The organism is Ehrlichia ruminantium str. Welgevonden, from assembly GCF_000026005.1.
In the GTDB taxonomy this organism is placed as follows: Bacteria; Pseudomonadota; Alphaproteobacteria; order Rickettsiales; family Anaplasmataceae; genus Ehrlichia; species Ehrlichia ruminantium.
In genome coordinates, this window is sequence record NC_005295.2 from 574,776 (window position 1) to 593,450 (window position 18,675).

Consider the following 18,675-nt stretch of genomic DNA (forward strand, 5'->3'; position numbering starts at 1 on the left):
AGGTCATTGCTTATATGAGGATATGTATTTTTTTATATATAGTTTTGTAGTTAATTTATTAACACTATTTTATTTAAAGTGTATCGCAATATTAGTTGCCTAAGTTGGTTAGCTGTGAAAGTTACAAATTGATATATGATGTTATGAAATAAGTGAAAATTTTTTTGTAATGTTATTATATAGATCATAGATAATATAAAATTATTAATGTATTAGCTTATATAACCAATAAAATGTATGTATATTAAAAATGCTATAAAAAACTGATGACAATAAATAATACTTAATATTTTATCTTATTAATATAGGTAAGAAATTATATTTGAAGTGGTAGTTTTTACTCTTTTTATTACAATACGTAATTCAAACTTATATTACTAAATATATCTGTAATTTTTTATTATCAATTACTAATAATGTTCATACTGCCTTATATGAGATATATTATATTTAAGGCTAGATTGTATATTATGTAATATGAGTATTATAGATCTTATAAAAAGCAAGGTAAAGTTATCTGATGTAGTTGGTCAAAGGGTAAAACTAACTAAAAGAGGTAATAATATTATTGGATTATGTCCATTTCATAATGAAAAGACACCATCATTTACTGTCAGTGACGAGAAAGGGTTATATTATTGTTTTGGATGTGGAGCAAGTGGTGATGTTATACAATTTACATGTGATATTAATGCATTGGATTTTAAAGGTGCAGTAAGTTATTTAGCAGAAATGTATGGTATTGATGTACCACAACATACAGATAATCAAATAGGCTTAATACGTCTTTTAAATGAAGCAACAATATGGTTTGAAAAGCAATTATATTCTAATAGTTTTGCATTAGAATATGTAAAAAATCGTAGAATTACTGATAATACAATAAAAAAGTTTAGGTTAGGGTATGCTCCAGCACATGGGTTAGTTAAGTATTTGTTATCTTGTGGGTTTAATATTGATGATATAAGGAAGACTGGATTATCAAATGTAAATGATCAGGATTATTTTTACAATAGAATTATGTTTCCTATTTGTAATTCTGTAGGAGACGTTATAGGTTTTGGTGGTAGATCTATTATTAATACACAAAATCCTAAGTACTTGAATTCTAAAGCAAGTGTTTTTTTTCAAAAACGAGAGAGCCTTTATGCTGCTCATATTGCTGTTCGTGAAGCAAGAAAGGCTGGAAAGATTATAGTGGTAGAAGGATATATGGATGCTCTCATACTTCATCAACTAGGTATTGGTAATGTAGTTGCCTTGCTAGGGACATCTATGACTTCTGAACACTTGACGTATTTGTGGGATATATCTACAGAAGTCATAGTTTGGATGGATGGTGATGTTGCTGGAAAAATGGCATGTGTAAAAGCTGCCTCTCTTGCTCTATCTTTGATCAAGTCTGGGTGTATTATAAAGTTTGTTAATCTCGATACATGTGATGATCCTTATGATATTTGTATCAATAAAGGTATTACTGATGTGATGGCTATTTTAGATAGTGCTAAGTTACTTTCAGAGTTTATTTGGGATTATGAATTATCTAAGGTTACTAGTGGTAGTGCTATAATGCCTGAACAATGTGTTATGTTAGATGCTAGAATGAAATATTATATTAGTAAAATTAATGATAGTAATATTGCAAAATATTATAAGAAATATTTTTACAATCAAGTTCGTAATCTTCAGCAGTACTCAAATAGTAAATCTCAGATTTTTGATAGTAATGGTTTAGTGAAAAAATTGGTAGTTAATCAGTTTGATAATATGACTACTGAATCATTTTCAAAAGAATATAACCAGTTAAGAGCCATTAATATAATTATGGAATTTCCAGAATTACTTGATAATCCAATTATTTTTGATCAGTTTACTAAATTTCATATTAGTGATAATAGTCTTTATGAGTTACAACAGCATATTTTAAATATTAAAATTGCTTTATGTGATAGTGTGATGTCTAAGAATGTATTATTGTTGGAATTACAAAAAGCTGGTTTAAGTCATTTAATAGATTATGTCTTCAAAAAAATGGTGGGTTTCAAATATAATACTACTTTATCGCATGATAAAAAAAATGATCATCTAGCAATTTCTAAAAAAGAAATAGAGAAAATAATGCTTGTTGAGCAATTACGGTATCTTCAAGAAGAAATTTTAGATTTACGTTTAAGTGGAAAGGACTCTTTAGCAGAAAAATTATCACATCAAGCTCAAGCTATAGATACTAGGTTGAGAGAATTATGGGATTATTAGAATTGAGAGATATGTAGATGCCTTTTGTTAGGTAATATATTTGTATTTTTTGGTAATTTATCACTTAGCTATGGAAGAAAAATTTTTAAAGTTGAATATTGTATTTTATAAGTTACTTCACTTATCTGTTTAGTGTGTTGTGCTTAATGATAACTTTTTTGGTATTCAAAAGATTATGTACTTGTTATTAAGTTTATTGTTGTATTTGTCATGTAAGATGTTAGTTTATATGGTTTATACATTTTAAATTGTATTAATTAAAACTTTTTTGTCATTGTAATACTAGGCCTAATTATATAGAAGAATTATTTAAGTTGTAAATAGGTGTAGTACTAGTTTAAAAATGTTTTATGTATAGTAGATAAGAATCTCTTATGATACTTTGTAGTATTTTTTTGTAATGTGTACTAATTGGTAATGCATTATTGGATTGATTATATTTGATTAAAGATTTCTCTAACTACATTCTGTAAATAGTATATGCATTTAGGTATTTAAGGGTTAAATAAAATTACTTATTAGGGTATCTTTACTGTTATTTTGGATAAAAATGCTTGTAGCTCCTTTTATATTGGGTAAGGTATAATTAATGAAGGTAAATATTTTTTATAACATGATCTTTAATGTATTATAAGCTGAATAGTTTTTTTCCTAATTGATAGGATTTGTATTGTTTAAATGTACTATTTAAATGGATGTTATATTAATTATGTATTTGTATTATAAAGATGTAAGAAATTAAACTTATAATTAAATATTACTGCTAGGGTTTTGTATATTTTTTTTTATCTTGTTATATTAAAACTTATAATGATTTTATGTTATAAGTGAGGGTGTTATATTTATTAAGCATATATGGAAGTGCTTACAGATTTGTATATGGAATCAAGATAAAGAAAACTTATTGTTTTTAAATTAAGTATTATTTAGAAAGTTTATCTCTTAAAATTACTCATAAAGGAATGTTTAAATGGTAAATACAGCTGTGTATTAAACTAATAACAGTAAAACAGATATAAATATAAAAATCTATCATTTATCAATTAGGTTTACCCGGGGGAAATCTATTATGGTATAACTATTGAGTTGATTGTAAAGTAGTAAAAGGTAATGAATATGGTATTAGATAATGTGTTAAATTATACTAATTGATTTTTCGAGTACTGTTATATGTACACATAGTGTGTATAATAATACTTTACATAATAATTTGCTAATGCTCAATTATATTATTTAATTTTTGTTAATACTATTATCTAAAATGTGTTTTATCATTGTTTGTGCTTTTTGTTGTTAAAAAGTATTTGATTTATTATGTATATAGGTAGTAGAAAAGCATAGTACTATAGTAAGTACAAAGCACTAGGTATGTTTAAAGCTTCCCTTATCGAGTGTAACTACTATATGCCTAGTTCAATTATTCATTATTTATATTGTTTTGTTACAATAAAGAACTTTATTTAAAAAAACCCTCGTAATTTTCTTGCACGGCTTGGATGGCGTAATTTACGTAAAGCCTTTGCTTCAATCTGCCTTATACGTTCTCTTGTTACATTGAATAATTTACCTACTTCTTCAAGAGTGTGATCTTTTCCACCTTTGCCTATACCAAATCGCATACGCAATATTCTTTCTTCTTTTGGAGTTAATGTTGATAATACTTTTGTAGTAATTTCCCGTAAATCTGCAAGTACTGCTGCATCTTCTGGTCTTACTGCTCGCTTATCTTCAATGCAATCACCAAATGTACTACTATCATCATCCCCTATAGGACTCTCTAAGCTAACCGGGTCCTTGACTATTTTCATAACTTTACGTATCTTATCTACGTTGATGTTTAATCTTGCTGACAGTTCTTCTAAAGTAGGTTCTCTACCAATTTCATGTAGCATTTGTCTTAGAGTACGGTTAATTTTATTCACAGTTTCAATCATATGTACTGGAATTCTGATAGTTCTTGCTTGATCTGCTATTGCTCTGGTTATAGCTTGTCTGACCCACCATGTTGCATAAGTTGAGAACTTATATCCACGTTTATAATCAAATTTATCTACTGCTTTCATTAAACCAATATTTCCTTCTTGTACTAAATCAAGAAATTGCAACCCTCTGTTTGAATACTTTTTTGCGATAGATACTACTAATCTTAGATTTGCTTTTATCATTTCTTGTTTTGCTTGGGTTGCTGCACGCTCATGCTTTTGTATTTTTGTTACTAAAGATTTAAATTCAGCTAAACTATTTTCTCCAGAAAGTAATTTTATTTTATTATACATACTAACTATGTTAGTTTCTTCTTTTTCTATCATATTATTCCATGCAGGAGATGTACCTTTTTTTTCTAGTACAGAATTAGTATTATATGCATCGAGGAATTCTTTACGTGGTATACCATAACTTTCTGCAAGGGAAATAATTTTTGCTTCTTCTGCTGCAATCGATTTATTCAGACTGTAAATTTGTTGTGTAATTGACAATACTGCAGAATTACTGAGTTTAATCTGATATATCATTTCCCATATATTATCATGTAAATCATTATATTGTTTTTCAATATCTTTAGTCAATTTTCCTTTATGTTGCTTCTTAAGCTCCAGAATCTTTTCTGCTGATTCAATTACTGCATCTAAAATACTTACTACTTTAGGGAGTAATGCACTTTCCATTTCAAGGATTGAAGCATTTATTGAAGTATTATCATCGTCATCATCATCATCTGAGATATCATCAGTATCATCTTCGTCCATTAAATCTTTATCATAATCTAAAACACTCTCATCATCAACGTCAGAGAATTTTTCAGGAAATTCATAACGATAATTTGCATCTAAATCTATTAAATCCCTTAACATTATTTGTTCATTTACTAAGTCGTCTCTCCATGACATAAACGTGCGTAATACCATTGGTGATTCTACTAACGACCTAAGCATATTAACTTTTTCTGATTTTATTTTCTTTGCAATTTCAATTTCTCCTTCACGAGATAATAATTCAACTGAGCTCATTTCACATAAATACATGCGTATAGGATCATCTGTTTGCCCAAAATCCCAAGATTTTATACTTGTATCTGAAACATCATCATCGTCAATACCATCTTTGAGCCTGCCACTTTCTACTATACTACTAGCTTCATCTTCATCACTCTGTTCAAGTACGTTGATACCTGAGTCTTGAAGCAGTGAAATTGTTTCATCTATATTATCAGCTGATAATACATAATCAGAAAAAACATCATTAATGTCATTAAATGTAACAAAGCCTTGCTTTATCCCTTTACTAACAAGGGTTCTTATTAGCTCCTTATCTGTCTGTAGATCTTTCATAATTAATGTTTAAGGAATGACAAATCTCACCAAGTACCATACTATAAATATATTGTCAATTATAAAACGTAATAAGAGAGCATACATAATATCATAATTTAAGAATTTTATAACTAAGAGGGTTTTTAATTCTTGTAATAGGTAAAGTTAATTCTGTGAAAGAAATTTATAGATGTGTTATCAACTTAAAAGACAGAGTATATGTATGGTCTTATTAATTAGTAACAGTTTGTTATAATTAATTGATATTTTAGTAATATAATAAAAGTTGGTTATGTAAAGAATTCGGTAAGTATATTGTTAATTATAAGAAGATAAAGGATATTGTCTGATATAACATAATTTTTAATGCTTGTTATAATTTAAAATAATTAATTATTGTAAGATGATCAAATTAATTATTTGAAAAGAATCTAATGCATGTATTATTACCTATATAAATATATGATACATTTTGTGTACAATAATTGCATTTAAATGTTTATATTAATTCACATGGTCATTAATACCTTTATATAAGGTAAATGTTTTTTATGAAATAACCTGATGTGTATACTACAAGTTATTGTATGCAGCATCACAATGTAATATCACATATAAATGTATTATTATGATTTTAAAGATAATCAATATTTGAATAATAGAAAAAAGATTACTTTGGTGAGAAAAAGTTTAATATTTGATCTCTAATAAATTGATGATTGTTTGAACAGTTGACTTTACTTCTAAATTCTGTAGAGTTTTCTAGGCAAGCGCTGTACCAGCCTATATGTTTTTTTGATATCTTAACTCCAATGTCCTTTCCATAATGTTCTATGATGTTGTCGTAGTGATTTATAATAATTTGTAATTTTTCAGATACTGTTGGATCTGGTAAAATAATACCTGATTTTATAAATTGTAGTGCTTTATTTATAATCCATGGTTTACCATATGCACCTCTTCCTATCATTATTCCATCAGCTTGTGACTCTTCTAATGCTATTTTTATATCATCTAGAGTTTTTATATCGCCATTGACTATAATCGGAATTCTAACACATTTTTTTATGTTACTGATGAACTTCCAGTCTGCTTTTCCGGTAAACATTTGTGCTCTGGTTCTACCATGTATGGTGATCATTTTAATACCAGTGTTTTCAGCAATTTTTGCTAATCTAGGAGAATTTAGGTTCTGACTGTCCCATCCAATACGCATTTTTAATGTTACTGGTACTTTTACTGCTTTTACTACAGCTTCTAAAATCTTTGCAGCTGTTATTTCATCTTTCATTAGTGCTGATCCAGCATAGCTATTAACTACTTTTTTTACAGGACATCCAAAATTTATGTCAATAATTTGTGCACCCATGTCTTCATTAAGTTTTGCTGCTTCTGCCATTATTAGTGGATCGCATCCAGCTAATTGTACAGCAGTATTAGATTGTATATGTGACTTCTGTAAACTATCTTTAGTTTGTTTGATCATTCCACGGCTTGCTATCATTTCTGACACTAATAATCCTGCTCCAAGGTTTTTGACAAGAGAACGAAATGGAAAATCAGTTATACCAGACATAGGTGCTAATATTACAGGATAGTCAGAAATAAATTGAGACAAATTCATGTTTGTTAGGTTGCATAACTAGTTTATTAAATAATTGTGATATAAATTCACAATATTATCAATCATAATACTAAAATGTAATTAAAGAAAATATACTTAATTTTTATCAATAATTGTAATTTATTGTTGTTATTTTACAGAACTGATAGCTTAAGTTTTATTGTATACAGTTCAGAATTAGTCTCAGTAAAGGATATTTATAATTTTATGGACAAATTATTGTGTTGAAAAAGCTTAGTATAATTAATTTTTGTAAGTTGTATAATTATTTTATTAGTTTCATTGTAAGGTAGTTTTAAATTATTGTGTTAACTTTACGGTTAATTATGTGTTAAAAATTAGCTAAAATAGAAGTTATAAGATTATTTTTGATTCCTAATATTTTTCACGTTCCTTTATAGAAATTTTATCACTTTCTGTATACCTGTGTCTTTTGTAAATATATTATTTAGAAGTTTAGTATACTCTGTTTTGGATTTACACTACAGCATTACTTTAGTAATTTGTGTTGTGTAGTAATATATGTGTTAAAGCTTATAATATTGGTTTTATAATCTGTAGTTATATAAGTACATGTTTAACTTTTGCATATTATAAATAAATATTATCTTAATACAGATCTTGCATTACAAATTAACTTTAACTAATCATCTTGTCTTGCCGGTAAATTATTGCATGTCGGAGAAGAAAAAGTACATGCTATTTTTTTTGTACATAACTTACTAATGATTACTGATGTTTATAATGAGTAAGTGTTATATCATTCCAGGAAATTAATTTATACTTTTTCTAGTATATATTTATTGTATTATTTTTATGAAACAGTATCATATTAAAAATTTATTAAAGTTTTTTATGATAACAGAACACGTGATACAAATTGCCTAGTGTAGTTAATCAGTATGTATGGTATACTAATGTGGTATTAAAAAAATATTTATGTCAAAATTTTTAGTTAAAGCGCCAGCAAAAATTAATTTATTTTTGCACATTCTTGGTAAGAATAGTAATTATCATTCTTTAGAGTCTTTGCTTGTTTTTGTTAATATTTATGATATTTTGGAGGTAACTATAGATGCACCAAGAAGTGGTGTATATTTTACTAATTTAAAGATTAATAGGTATAACAATACTATAACTAAGGTGATTTACCTGTTGTCACAACATAGTACTTCTTCTGTTAATGTTTTTGTTAGTGTTATCAAAAATATTTTAGTTTCTGCAGGTTTAGCAGGTGGTTCAGCTGATGCTGCTGCTGTTATGCGTTTATTAGGGAATGTATGGGATATTCAACCTCAAGTTTTGGAGGAATTAGCTTTAGAGATTGGTAGTGATGTTCCTGCATGTTTACACTCGAAAACTCTTTTCGCTAGAGGGAGAGGAGAAGATATATTGTTACTTCCTGATTTGTGTTTACCTAAATATATTGTTATTGTTGCTCCAAAAGGTAAACCATTAAGTACTGTAAAAGTTTTTAATAATTATGAACCATCTGCTTTTTCTTCTCCGATATGCGATAATTTACCAGTAAGACAAGATGATTGGTTAGAGTTAATTTATAATGCAAGAAATGATTTATTAGATACTGCATTAAAGTTTGTACCTGAAATAGAAGAAATACTTTTTGTATTGAGAAAATTCAGAAATTGCTTAATAGCACGTATGACTGGTAGTGGGGCAACTTGTTTTGCTTTATTTAATGAGTTAAGTGATGCTGAAGTTGTAGTTAGAGAATTACAAATGACTCGTCCTGATTGGATAGTATTTAATGCAAAAATACTTTAAGGTATAATATATTTTAATAATGGATACATTTTTGTAGAATATGAACTTTCACGAGAATTATAATATCTATTTTGTAATATAAACATCGTACTTTATATGTTATAACAACATTTGTTTTTTAAATCTGTAAGTTATTAGAGAGTATGAGCAATAGAAGCTTTTTGTAATTATGTTTTTTTAATTAAATTAGTAATAGGATTTACTTTTCTAATAAAGTATTGCTGATCCAGTGTAAAAACTTATCGTTTACATGTGTAGGATCTATAGTAATAATTGCAGGTGTATCGTAAGGGTGTATTTCCTCTAGCTTGCTAACAGCTTCTTTAGTTAAGTGTTTTGTTGTTTTTAGTATCATGATATATTCTTCAGTAGTGTGTATTTCATCTTTCCAGTAATATATTGATGTTACGTTATTGAATATATTAGCACATGCTATTAGTTTATCTTCTAAAAGGGTGCTGCTTATATAATATGCATCTTCATAGTTAGAAATTGTAGTATAAATTAAAGAAATGTTATTCATAATCATATTTTTTAAATTATCATTTTTCATGTTATTATGAATATAAAAATAAAGTAAAGATATAACATGATATAATTTCTATCTAGACTTATAATAAGAGTAATTTGATTAAGTATTTTGTTATGTAAAACTGCCTAATATTTCTGATACTTTTTCTGTTAATTGTTTTAAGGTGAAAGGTTTAGATAAAAAATTTATTTTACTTGCATCAATATTGCTGTGTTTATTAAATACTTCTTCGGCGTATCCAGAAATAAAAATAACTTTAATGTTTGGTTGAATTTTTAATATTTGATCTATTATTTCTGGTCCACTAATTTTTGGCATGACTACGTCACTAATGACTATATCTATGTTTTGGTTTTTTATTATGTCTATAGCTTTGTCTCCACAATTTATATCTATTACATTAAATCCTTTTTTTACGAGTGCTTTTGTGGCAAATATTCGTACTGGATCTTCGTCTTCAATTAATAAAATGTTTTTGGTTGTATTATTAATTTCTTGTGTTACAGCACCTATATACTCTGAATCTTGATTAGATTCTAGATTAGTGTTGTTGGTGTTATGTAATAAATGTACTGTTGGAAGAAGAATAATGAAAGTTGTACCTATACCTATTGTACTTGTGACATATATATATCCATCAGTTTGTTTAACTATTCCATATACTGTAGATAAACCTAATCCTATGCCTTCTGTTGTTTTTTTTGTTGAGAAAAATGGATCAAAGATTTTCTTCATCACTTTTTCTTCCATTCCATGTCCAGTATCTGATATTTCTATTGCAACATATTCTCCATCTTCGATTTGTTCTTTATCAGGTGAAAACATATCTTTGAGTAATACTTTTAAAGCATCTGCTTTTATATTATAGGTTTTTATAGTCAACTGTCCTCCAGTTTCCATAGCAGATCTTGCATTTACTACTAAGTTTATAATTACTTGTTCTAATTGACATAAATCTGCTTTTATTAAATTAATATTTTGTTCATATTGAATTTTAAGTTCTATACTTTCATTGATCAGTCTTTTGATCATATGTATAAGATCTGCTATTATATTGTTTATATCTAAAATCTTGGGTTGTAAAGTTTGTTTTCTTGAAAATGCTAACAGTTGTTTTATTAAATTTGTGGCTCTATTAGCATTCTGTTTTATTTGCATTATATCTGAAAATGAAGGGTCTGTTGTGGAGTGTTTTATTAGTAATAAATCACAAAATCCTATTATTGCAGTGAGAATATTATTGAAATCATGTGCTATTCCTCCTGCAAGTTGGCCAATAGCTTGCATTTTTTGTGACTGTTCTAATTGTATTTCTAAGTTTTTACGGTCTTTACTATCAATTATGTAGCATATAATTAACATATCATTGTTGTGTATAAATTTATTGAAATAGATTTTAACATACGAATTATTATGCAATTGTGCTTCTAATGATAAGTCTTTGACGATATTGTTTTCTAAATATTTCTTTATTTTTTTGTTATATGATGGTAGTACATAGTCATATATATACTCTTTATTGTGCTTTACTAGCCTTTTTAATGTGTTATTGGATTTAATAATTTTACCATCTGTATTGCACTGTAGGATAGCTATAGGTGCTTCCATAAAACATGGATGTAAGTGATAATCATGAATTCCGGAATTTATTGGTGTTAACAATCCATAAATGTAACTTTGGTTATTTTTATCATAAAACGCAACTTGTGAGATATATGCCTTGAATTTAACTCCTGTAGCTGTTAATAGGTTTACTATGTTACTATCTGTAGTTTTTTCTTTATTGTAACTTTTTACTAAGAAGTTGGTGAATGTTGCTCCATTTTCAATGAAGTCTAGCTCTAGCATTTTTAAAAAGCTATTATTTGAATGTAATATGACTCCTCTACTATTTAGTAAATAAGCTCCTACACAGTGTTCCTGAATTAATCTTTCATATACTTGTTCTTTACTGATTTTAACAGCTTTCAGTACGAAGTATTCTTGAGGCCTTGCTATAGGTGTGAAAAATAGGTTTGTAATTTTTGTACAATTGACCTCTATTTCTGGGTTTTCTACTACTGGGTCTAATATTAATGTGAAGTTAGAAGTTTTATTTTTTGTATTAAGTGAAAAGTAAGTGTGAATAGATGATTTGTTTTTTAAAGCATTATTGAATAGCTCAATTTCTTGATTACTAATGTTACCTAATTTTAATATAGTAGGCAGGTCTAATTTCTTGTCTTGGTTCTTGATAAACCTTTCATAAAATCTTGCATCTGCGTAAACAATTTCTCCGTTATTTTTTATGATTAAGCAAAATTCTGTATTGTGGTTTAAGGCATTTGCAAAAATCATATTTTGATATTCTATAGAAGCTATAGTACGTAAATATTGTTTAATTTGTATTGATATTGCTAATATACTTATACTGGTAAATATACAATTGATTATTATATTGATATAACTATCATATATATTAAAAACATATAATACTAGTATAAATAGTAGTGGAATTATCAAAAATATAGATAGTTTAGCTACTGATAATCCATATCTTCTTATGACAAAATCTACTTTATTATTATGTATTGTATTATCAGTATGTCGTTTTTTCATTTAAAAATATTTAAAAAATATATTGTATTATATATAATGTATGTAAAATTGCTATATAATCTATTTTTATAATCATACTATTAACGATATAATTAACGTTTTCTTGAAAAACTAGAATAATTTTAGTGCTATTGTCATGCCTTCTTCAGTGGGAAGTAAAGTTGTGAGGTATTTATTTTTATTAGATAGTCTTTTATTAAAGTTGCACATATTGTCTATTGTATTTTTAGATACCTTTTTTGTAATATTATCAGCATATACGTTACCAAAGAGTAGGGTATTGTCTGCAACAATTATACCATTCTTTTTTATATTTATTTCTGCCCAATCTAGGTAATCACAATATTCTGATTTTTTGGCATCTATAAATATCATATCAAATGGAGACATAGAAGTTAGTTGGTTCAATGCTACTATAGCAGTATTATTTATGATTGTTATTTTATTAGATAGATTATATTCATTAAAATTATTTTGTGCCTGTTGTGCATTAATGGAATTGTTTTCTATGGTATATATATGTCCATTTTTTGGTAAGACTTTAGCCATACACATAGCGGAAAATCCAATAAATGTGCCAATCTCTACTATAGATGTTACGTTATTCATTTTTATTAGTAATTGTAATATCTGTCCTTCTGTGGGACTGAGTTGCATAGATGATATGTCTTCATTGATTGATTTATTTATTGATATAAGTTCTGTATCTGTTACTGAAAATAGATCATGTATATATTGTGATTTTTTATTTAATATTTTACTACGCATAATAATAATTTTCTAAAAATGAAATTTAATATATTTTACTATATAATCTTGTTTGTAATGTGATAAAAGTTTTTATTCAATTATTGATACGCATTAAGTGATAATAAAATCACACTTTTCTTTAAAAATGTGGTATATCGATAATTTTTTGTATAGTTTTGCTATGATTGTATGATACAATTAACATTATTAAATAGTTATAAAAACTAATAATATAGTTAATATGGCGAGGTAGTGATAGCAATGAGTTTTTACACACATGATGTAATAAAGAAACAAATACCAGAAACTTTTAATAAAACAAGTAGTAATACCTACTCTGTTCTGAATGATCCTGCATATCGTGATAGATATAGGGAGAAGTTCTTAGAAGCTCAAAAGAAAGGTATGGATATGGTGGTATATTATGATGGCACTATAGCACTAATAGAAAATAAGATTGCAATGTATCAATATGGTTGGCATAAGAAAAGACGTGAGTTTGAACGTATTAAGTTTGCTTCAGAAACAAAGAAAAAAAGGGGTTAGCTTTAATATCTATCTAGGATACTAAATACTTCTTATGTAAGGTTATTCTTGTATTGTTAATATTTAGCATGTTATTATTTTGAACCTTATTAATAGAGAATAATGGCTATGATAGTTTTAAGTGCTGCCCAAGTACTTGCTTGTGAGAATCGGTGTAGTATACCGATTGCTAGTCTTATTCAAAAAGCTGGTAAGGCTGTAAGTGATGTAATAATTAGTTCATTTCAAAGGCAGGGTGTAACTATATTAGCAGGTCCAGGTAATAATGGAAAAGATGGTATTGTTGTTGCAAGAACATTAAAAAGTTTTGGTTGGCCAGTAACATTAATGCTGTATTGCTGTGATACTGATATATATGAAGATTGGATAGTTTCATTAACTTATGATGGTATCGTTAATTGTACAAATAGTATAATTGTTGATGCATTATTTGGGATAGGTTTGTCACGTGATGTATGTGATGATTTGTCTAAAATATTTAATTATATTAATTCTTCCAATAAAATAGTTGTTGCAGTTGATATTTCTAGTGGGGTGAATTGTGATACAGGTCAGGTTATGGGGTGTGCTTTACGTGCTGATCTTACTATAACTTTTTCTGTATTAAAGATGGCACATGTTTTATTTCCAGGTTGTTATTATTCAGGAAGAGTTCATGTTGTTGATATTGGTATTGATATTGACGATAGTGTGGTTAAAATACACAAGAACACTCCTATTCTGTGGAAGGATGAGATACCTAAGTTAACATATACTTCAAATAAGTATAATCGTGGATACACACTAGTATGTTCTATAGGTAATAAATCAATTGGTGCTTCAAAACTTGCTGCGATGTCTGCATTAAAGGTAGGTTCAGGTATTGTGAGTATAGCTTGTGACAGTGTTGCTCTAGATTTATATGCAGTTTGTTTGACATCAATTATGTATAAACTTTATGATGATGTTATTGATGACGATAGAATTACATCTGTTTTAATAGGTCCAGGTTGTGGCACTAGTGATATAACAAAACAGAGGGTTATTAATGTTTTACAGAAAAAAAAATGTGTTTTAGATGCTGATGCTATTTCTGTATTTTCTGGTTCATCAGATGTTCTATTTTCGCATATAAAAAATGATGTGATTATGACTCCACATGAGGGAGAGTTTAGGCGCATCTTTCCATTTTTAACTGGTAGTAAGGTGGATATGGTACGAGAAGCGGCAAATATTTCAGGTGCAGTTATTGTTTTAAAAGGTGCTGATACTGTAATTGGAGATCCTGATGGCAATATTGTAATAACCAATCCTCCATTTACCCTAGCTACAGCAGGAAGTGGTGACGTATTATCCGGAATTATTGCTGGATTATTGTCTTCTGGTATGAGTTCATTTAGTGCTGCATGTTGTGGTGTATGGATACATGCAGAATGTGCAAGAAGTTATGGAATAGGATTAACTGCAGATGACATAATACTGCAAATACCAACTATACTGAAGAACTTATTATATAGGAATTATTAGCTATTATATTTTCTTTATTACATAAATTTTGATATTGTTAAATAGGTTTTAATATCTCATTACATTTTAGGTAAATTATGTAATTATACATTTTTTATTTAGCTTTATTTTTTGTACTAATAATATTTTTTTTAATTTTATCATATGTATTATTGTATAAAATAAAATGATGATTTAATATAAATTTGTGCATTATCTTATTAGAAATTGGTATGTAAAATACTTATGTTTATTTAGATAATACTTTATTATTAACTTTTTTAGTAGTTGATTTAAAAATATTTCTGTACTTTTTGGTTATTAGTTTACATATATATAACTTGTTATATATATTGAACAATTTTTCTTTAAAGTTTCAGGTAATACTAGCTGTTTATATAAAAGATGATACTTGTTTATTTTTTATAATGTGTATTTTTGTGTAAGAGAACTAGTGATTCAATATCAATTTGTATGTTATCTTACTAGAAGTTGATATGTTAAGAATACATATATTTATTAGTATGTTACTATATTTTATGATAGTTGCACATATTTATCGTTTATTCTAATAGTGTAGGTAGATATTTCCACATTAATTATATACTTATTAATATAAAAAGCTGTGTTTTTTTGATGTAAATGGAAAAGATAATATCTTGTTATGTTTAAATGGTTTTTTGTAAAGTAATTTTCTATTGTGGAGTGCAGATTCAATATTGATACTTTTTTAAGGTTAGTACTAGTGATTTTTATATATCAGGCTATGCTTATTAGAAGAATAGTGTTAGTGGTAATCATTTTATTTTATATATTCATGTAATGTTTTTCTACTATTTTGAAGTATTTGATAATCTTTATGTGTTATTATTTTTCTATATGGTAAACGGTATTTTACTATTGAAATTGATTAATAATTATCAGTAAATATTATAATGCTTGTAAAATAAAAAAAAATACTCAATATATATGTGGTGGAATATATAATATTTGAGTGTTTTTTAGGTATTTATGTAGTGTACTGTATTTAGTATTATTTGGTGTACTCCTGTAATAAGTTTAAAATTCTTTTCAAATTTATCATTTTATAATATTAATCTCTTTTTTTTCATGCGTAGATAAGCAATATTTATATTTTTTTTTGGGTAGTGACTTTAGGTATATGAATGAGTTTGATTATAGTGGAATCTCCGTCTAAGGCAAAGACTATAGGTAAATATTTAGGTAGTAAGTATAAGGTTGTGGCATCATTTGGACATATCAGGGATTTTCCTGCAAAAAGTGGTTCTGTTGATCCTGATAAAGATTTTGCTATGACTTATGAAATTATTGCTAAATCAGAAAAATATGTAAGCAAATTAGTACAAGTAGCTAATAAGGAAACAAAAGAAATCTACCTTGCGACTGATCCGGATCGTGAAGGTGAGGCAATAGCATGGCATATTGTAGAAGTGTTAAGGGAAAAAAATGCCATTAATAATAATATTGTAATCAATAGAATGGTCTTTAATGAAATTACAAAGAATGCAATTCTTGCATCTGTAAAGAATCCAAGAAATATCAATATGGATCTTGTATATGCACAGCAAGCACGTAGGGCTTTGGATTATTTAGTTGGTTTTACTTTATCTCCTTTATTATGGAGAAAACTTCCTGGGAGTAAATCTGCTGGTAGAGTACAATCTGTTGCTTTGAGATTGATCTGTGATAGGGAAAATGAAATTGAAAAATTTATTACTCAGGAATATTGGGATATTGAAGCTAAGCTTCAAAATGTAGAAGGAAGAGAGTTTTCTGCATATTTAAAGTGTTATTCTGGTAATAAACTTGAAAAATTTGATATCAAGAATGAGGAAGATGCTAATAGATTATCAGCAGAGATTAGACAGCGTAGTTATTCTGTTAGTAGTGTTGAAAAAAAACACACAAAACGTAATCCATATCCCCCATTTATTACGTCGAGTTTACAACAAGAAGCATCAACTAAACTTGGATTTTCAGCAAAAAGTACTATGTTAATTGCACAAAAGCTTTATGAAGGTGTTGATATTGGAGGGGAAATTGTTGGATTAATTACTTATATGAGAACAGATGGTGTGTATATTTCAGATGAAGCAGTAGAACATATTAGAAGTGTTATATCATCTATGTTTGGTAAGGAATATTTACCCGAGTCTCCTCGTAAATATGTGAAAAAGATCAAAAATGCTCAGGAAGCACATGAAGCTATAAGACCTACTAATATTACAATTACTCCTGATAGTTTGGTTAGTTATTTAACACAAGAACAATTAAAGCTTTATGACCTTATTTGGAAGAGAACAGTTGCTAGTCAAATGAATTCTGCTGTATTAGACCAGGTGATTGTGGAATTAAGTTCTTTAGATGGAATAGTAATTTTACGTGCACTTGGATCTTCTTTATCTTTTGATGGGTTTTATAAAGTATATGGTCATGATGATGATAGTAAGAATAGTATACTACCGTTACTTAATGAGAATGATCATTGTCCTTTAAATGATGTTATACCCAATCAACATTTTACTAATCCTCCTGCGAGGTATAGTGAGGCGAGTTTAGTAAAGAAAATGGAAGAAATAGGGATAGGTAGGCCTTCTACTTATGCTTCTATTATTTCTGTACTACAAGATCGGCAATATGTTGTATTAAACCAGAAGAGATTTTTTCCTACTGAAAGGGGAAGAGTTGTAAATATATTTCTTGTTAATTTTTTTAATCGTTATGTAGAATATGATTTTACGGCAGATCTTGAAGAAAAGCTTGACCTTATTTCTAATGGGAAGATTGGTTGGAAAGAAGTATTACATCAATTTTGGTTTTTGTTTATTGATAATGTTAATTCAGTAAAAAAATTAGAGTTTACTCAGATATTAAATGCTATAAGTTCTGAGATGGAAAGTCATATTTTTCCTTCTGATGTTTCTGAAGTTGATAAAATGTGTCCTGTATGTAATGTTGGCACACTGAGTTTGAACATTAGTAAAAATGGGGTATTTTTAGGATGTTCTCAATATCCAGAATGTAAGTATACAAAGAACATAGGAGATAGTACTGTAGATAATACTGAAGTTTCTCAGTATCCTAGAGTATTAGGTAGTGATGCTGCAAGTGGAGAAGATATATATCTAAAAAAGGGTCCGTATGGTATTTACTTACAGATTGGTAGTGGTAAAGATGGTAAGCGTGCTACGCTTCCAAAAGATATAGATCTCAACCTATTGGATTTAGAAATGGCAAAAAAAATATTGAGTTTGCCGATAAGTTTAGGTATGTATCCTGATACTAATAGTGAAATTAAATTAGGACTTGGTAAATTTGGAGCATATATATTCTATGAAGGTAAGTATTTTTCAATCAAAAAATTTGAAGGTAACTTTTTAGATATTACTCTTGAAAATGCTATTGCTATTATTCAAAAGAATCGTACTAACGGAGTTATTAAATCTTTAGGTATGAGTCAGGATAATAAAGAAGTGTTTTTGTGTAAAGGCAGGTATGGTTTTTACTTAAAGTATGATAAGTTGAACATTGCTATCAAAAAAGGTATTGATGTTGAACAAATGTCTTTAGTTGATGCTCTGAAATTAATATCGGAAAAGTTATGATATTATTATAATACTGTGTGATATAATTTTAACCAACCTATTAAAGCACTAAAATACTGATAATGCTTTTTATAATTCTGTGTATTAGATTTGATAATACTGATGCTTCATATATATTACAACATGTAGTATTTTGTAATATGCAGTTATTATGAGAAATAA

The 18,675-nt window shown here is 27.5% G+C and carries 10 protein-coding genes; 5 read left to right on the forward strand and 5 right to left on the reverse strand.

Annotation, left to right across the window (positions count from 1 at the left end):
* Positions 1-477: 477 nt before the first annotated feature.
* Positions 478-2,256 (forward strand): DNA primase, encoded by a 1,779-nt coding sequence (gene dnaG / locus ERUM_RS01800; protein WP_011155012.1) that lies wholly within the window; start codon positions 478-480, stop codon positions 2,254-2,256.
* A 1,460-nt stretch (positions 2,257-3,716) separates the two neighbouring features.
* Here dnaG and rpoD read toward each other — a convergent pair.
* Both rpoD and dusB read right to left on the reverse strand, forming a co-directional pair.
* Complete coding sequence (gene rpoD, locus ERUM_RS01805) at positions 3,717-5,585, reverse strand: RNA polymerase sigma factor RpoD (protein ID WP_011155013.1); 1,869 nt, start codon at positions 5,583-5,585, stop codon at positions 3,717-3,719.
* Between the two features lie 652 nt (positions 5,586-6,237).
* A complete protein-coding gene (gene dusB / locus ERUM_RS01810; protein ID WP_011155014.1) occupies positions 6,238-7,191 on the reverse strand; it encodes a tRNA dihydrouridine synthase DusB in 954 nt (317 codons plus the stop codon).
* A 939-nt stretch (positions 7,192-8,130) separates the two neighbouring features.
* Here dusB and ERUM_RS01815 point away from each other — a divergent pair.
* Positions 8,131-8,976 (forward strand): 4-(cytidine 5'-diphospho)-2-C-methyl-D-erythritol kinase, encoded by an 846-nt coding sequence (locus ERUM_RS01815; RefSeq protein WP_011155015.1) that lies wholly within the window; start codon positions 8,131-8,133, stop codon positions 8,974-8,976.
* Between the two features lie 199 nt (positions 8,977-9,175).
* Here the strand turns inward: ERUM_RS01815 and cutA are convergent, their stop codons facing one another.
* The 3 genes from cutA to ERUM_RS01830 all read right to left on the reverse strand — a co-directional run bounded on the left by cutA (position 9,176) and on the right by ERUM_RS01830 (position 12,874).
* Positions 9,176-9,529, reverse strand: a complete 354-nt coding sequence (gene cutA, locus ERUM_RS01820) for a divalent-cation tolerance protein CutA (protein ID WP_011255488.1) — start codon at positions 9,527-9,529, stop codon at positions 9,176-9,178.
* Positions 9,530-9,619: 90 nt separating this feature from the next.
* Entirely contained in the window at positions 9,620-12,106 is a 2,487-nt protein-coding gene (locus tag ERUM_RS01825; protein ID WP_011155017.1) for a response regulator, read from the reverse strand.
* 111 nt (positions 12,107-12,217) lie between these two features.
* Positions 12,218-12,874, reverse strand: a complete 657-nt coding sequence (locus tag ERUM_RS01830; protein WP_011155018.1) for an O-methyltransferase — start codon at positions 12,872-12,874, stop codon at positions 12,218-12,220.
* Between the two features lie 243 nt (positions 12,875-13,117).
* Between ERUM_RS01830 and ERUM_RS01835 the strand changes: the two genes are divergently transcribed.
* The 3 genes from ERUM_RS01835 (at position 13,118) to topA (ending at position 18,513) form a co-directional block, all read left to right on the forward strand.
* Entirely contained in the window at positions 13,118-13,402 is a 285-nt protein-coding gene (locus ERUM_RS01835; protein WP_011155019.1) for a DUF2671 domain-containing protein, read from the forward strand.
* A gap of 102 nt (positions 13,403-13,504) precedes the next feature.
* A complete protein-coding gene (locus tag ERUM_RS01840) occupies positions 13,505-14,908 on the forward strand; it encodes a bifunctional ADP-dependent NAD(P)H-hydrate dehydratase/NAD(P)H-hydrate epimerase (RefSeq protein ID WP_011155020.1) in 1,404 nt (467 codons plus the stop codon).
* Positions 14,909-16,053: 1,145 nt separating this feature from the next.
* Positions 16,054-18,513, forward strand: a complete 2,460-nt coding sequence (gene topA / locus ERUM_RS01845) for a type I DNA topoisomerase (RefSeq protein ID WP_011155021.1) — start codon at positions 16,054-16,056, stop codon at positions 18,511-18,513.
* Positions 18,514-18,675 lie beyond the last annotated feature (162 nt).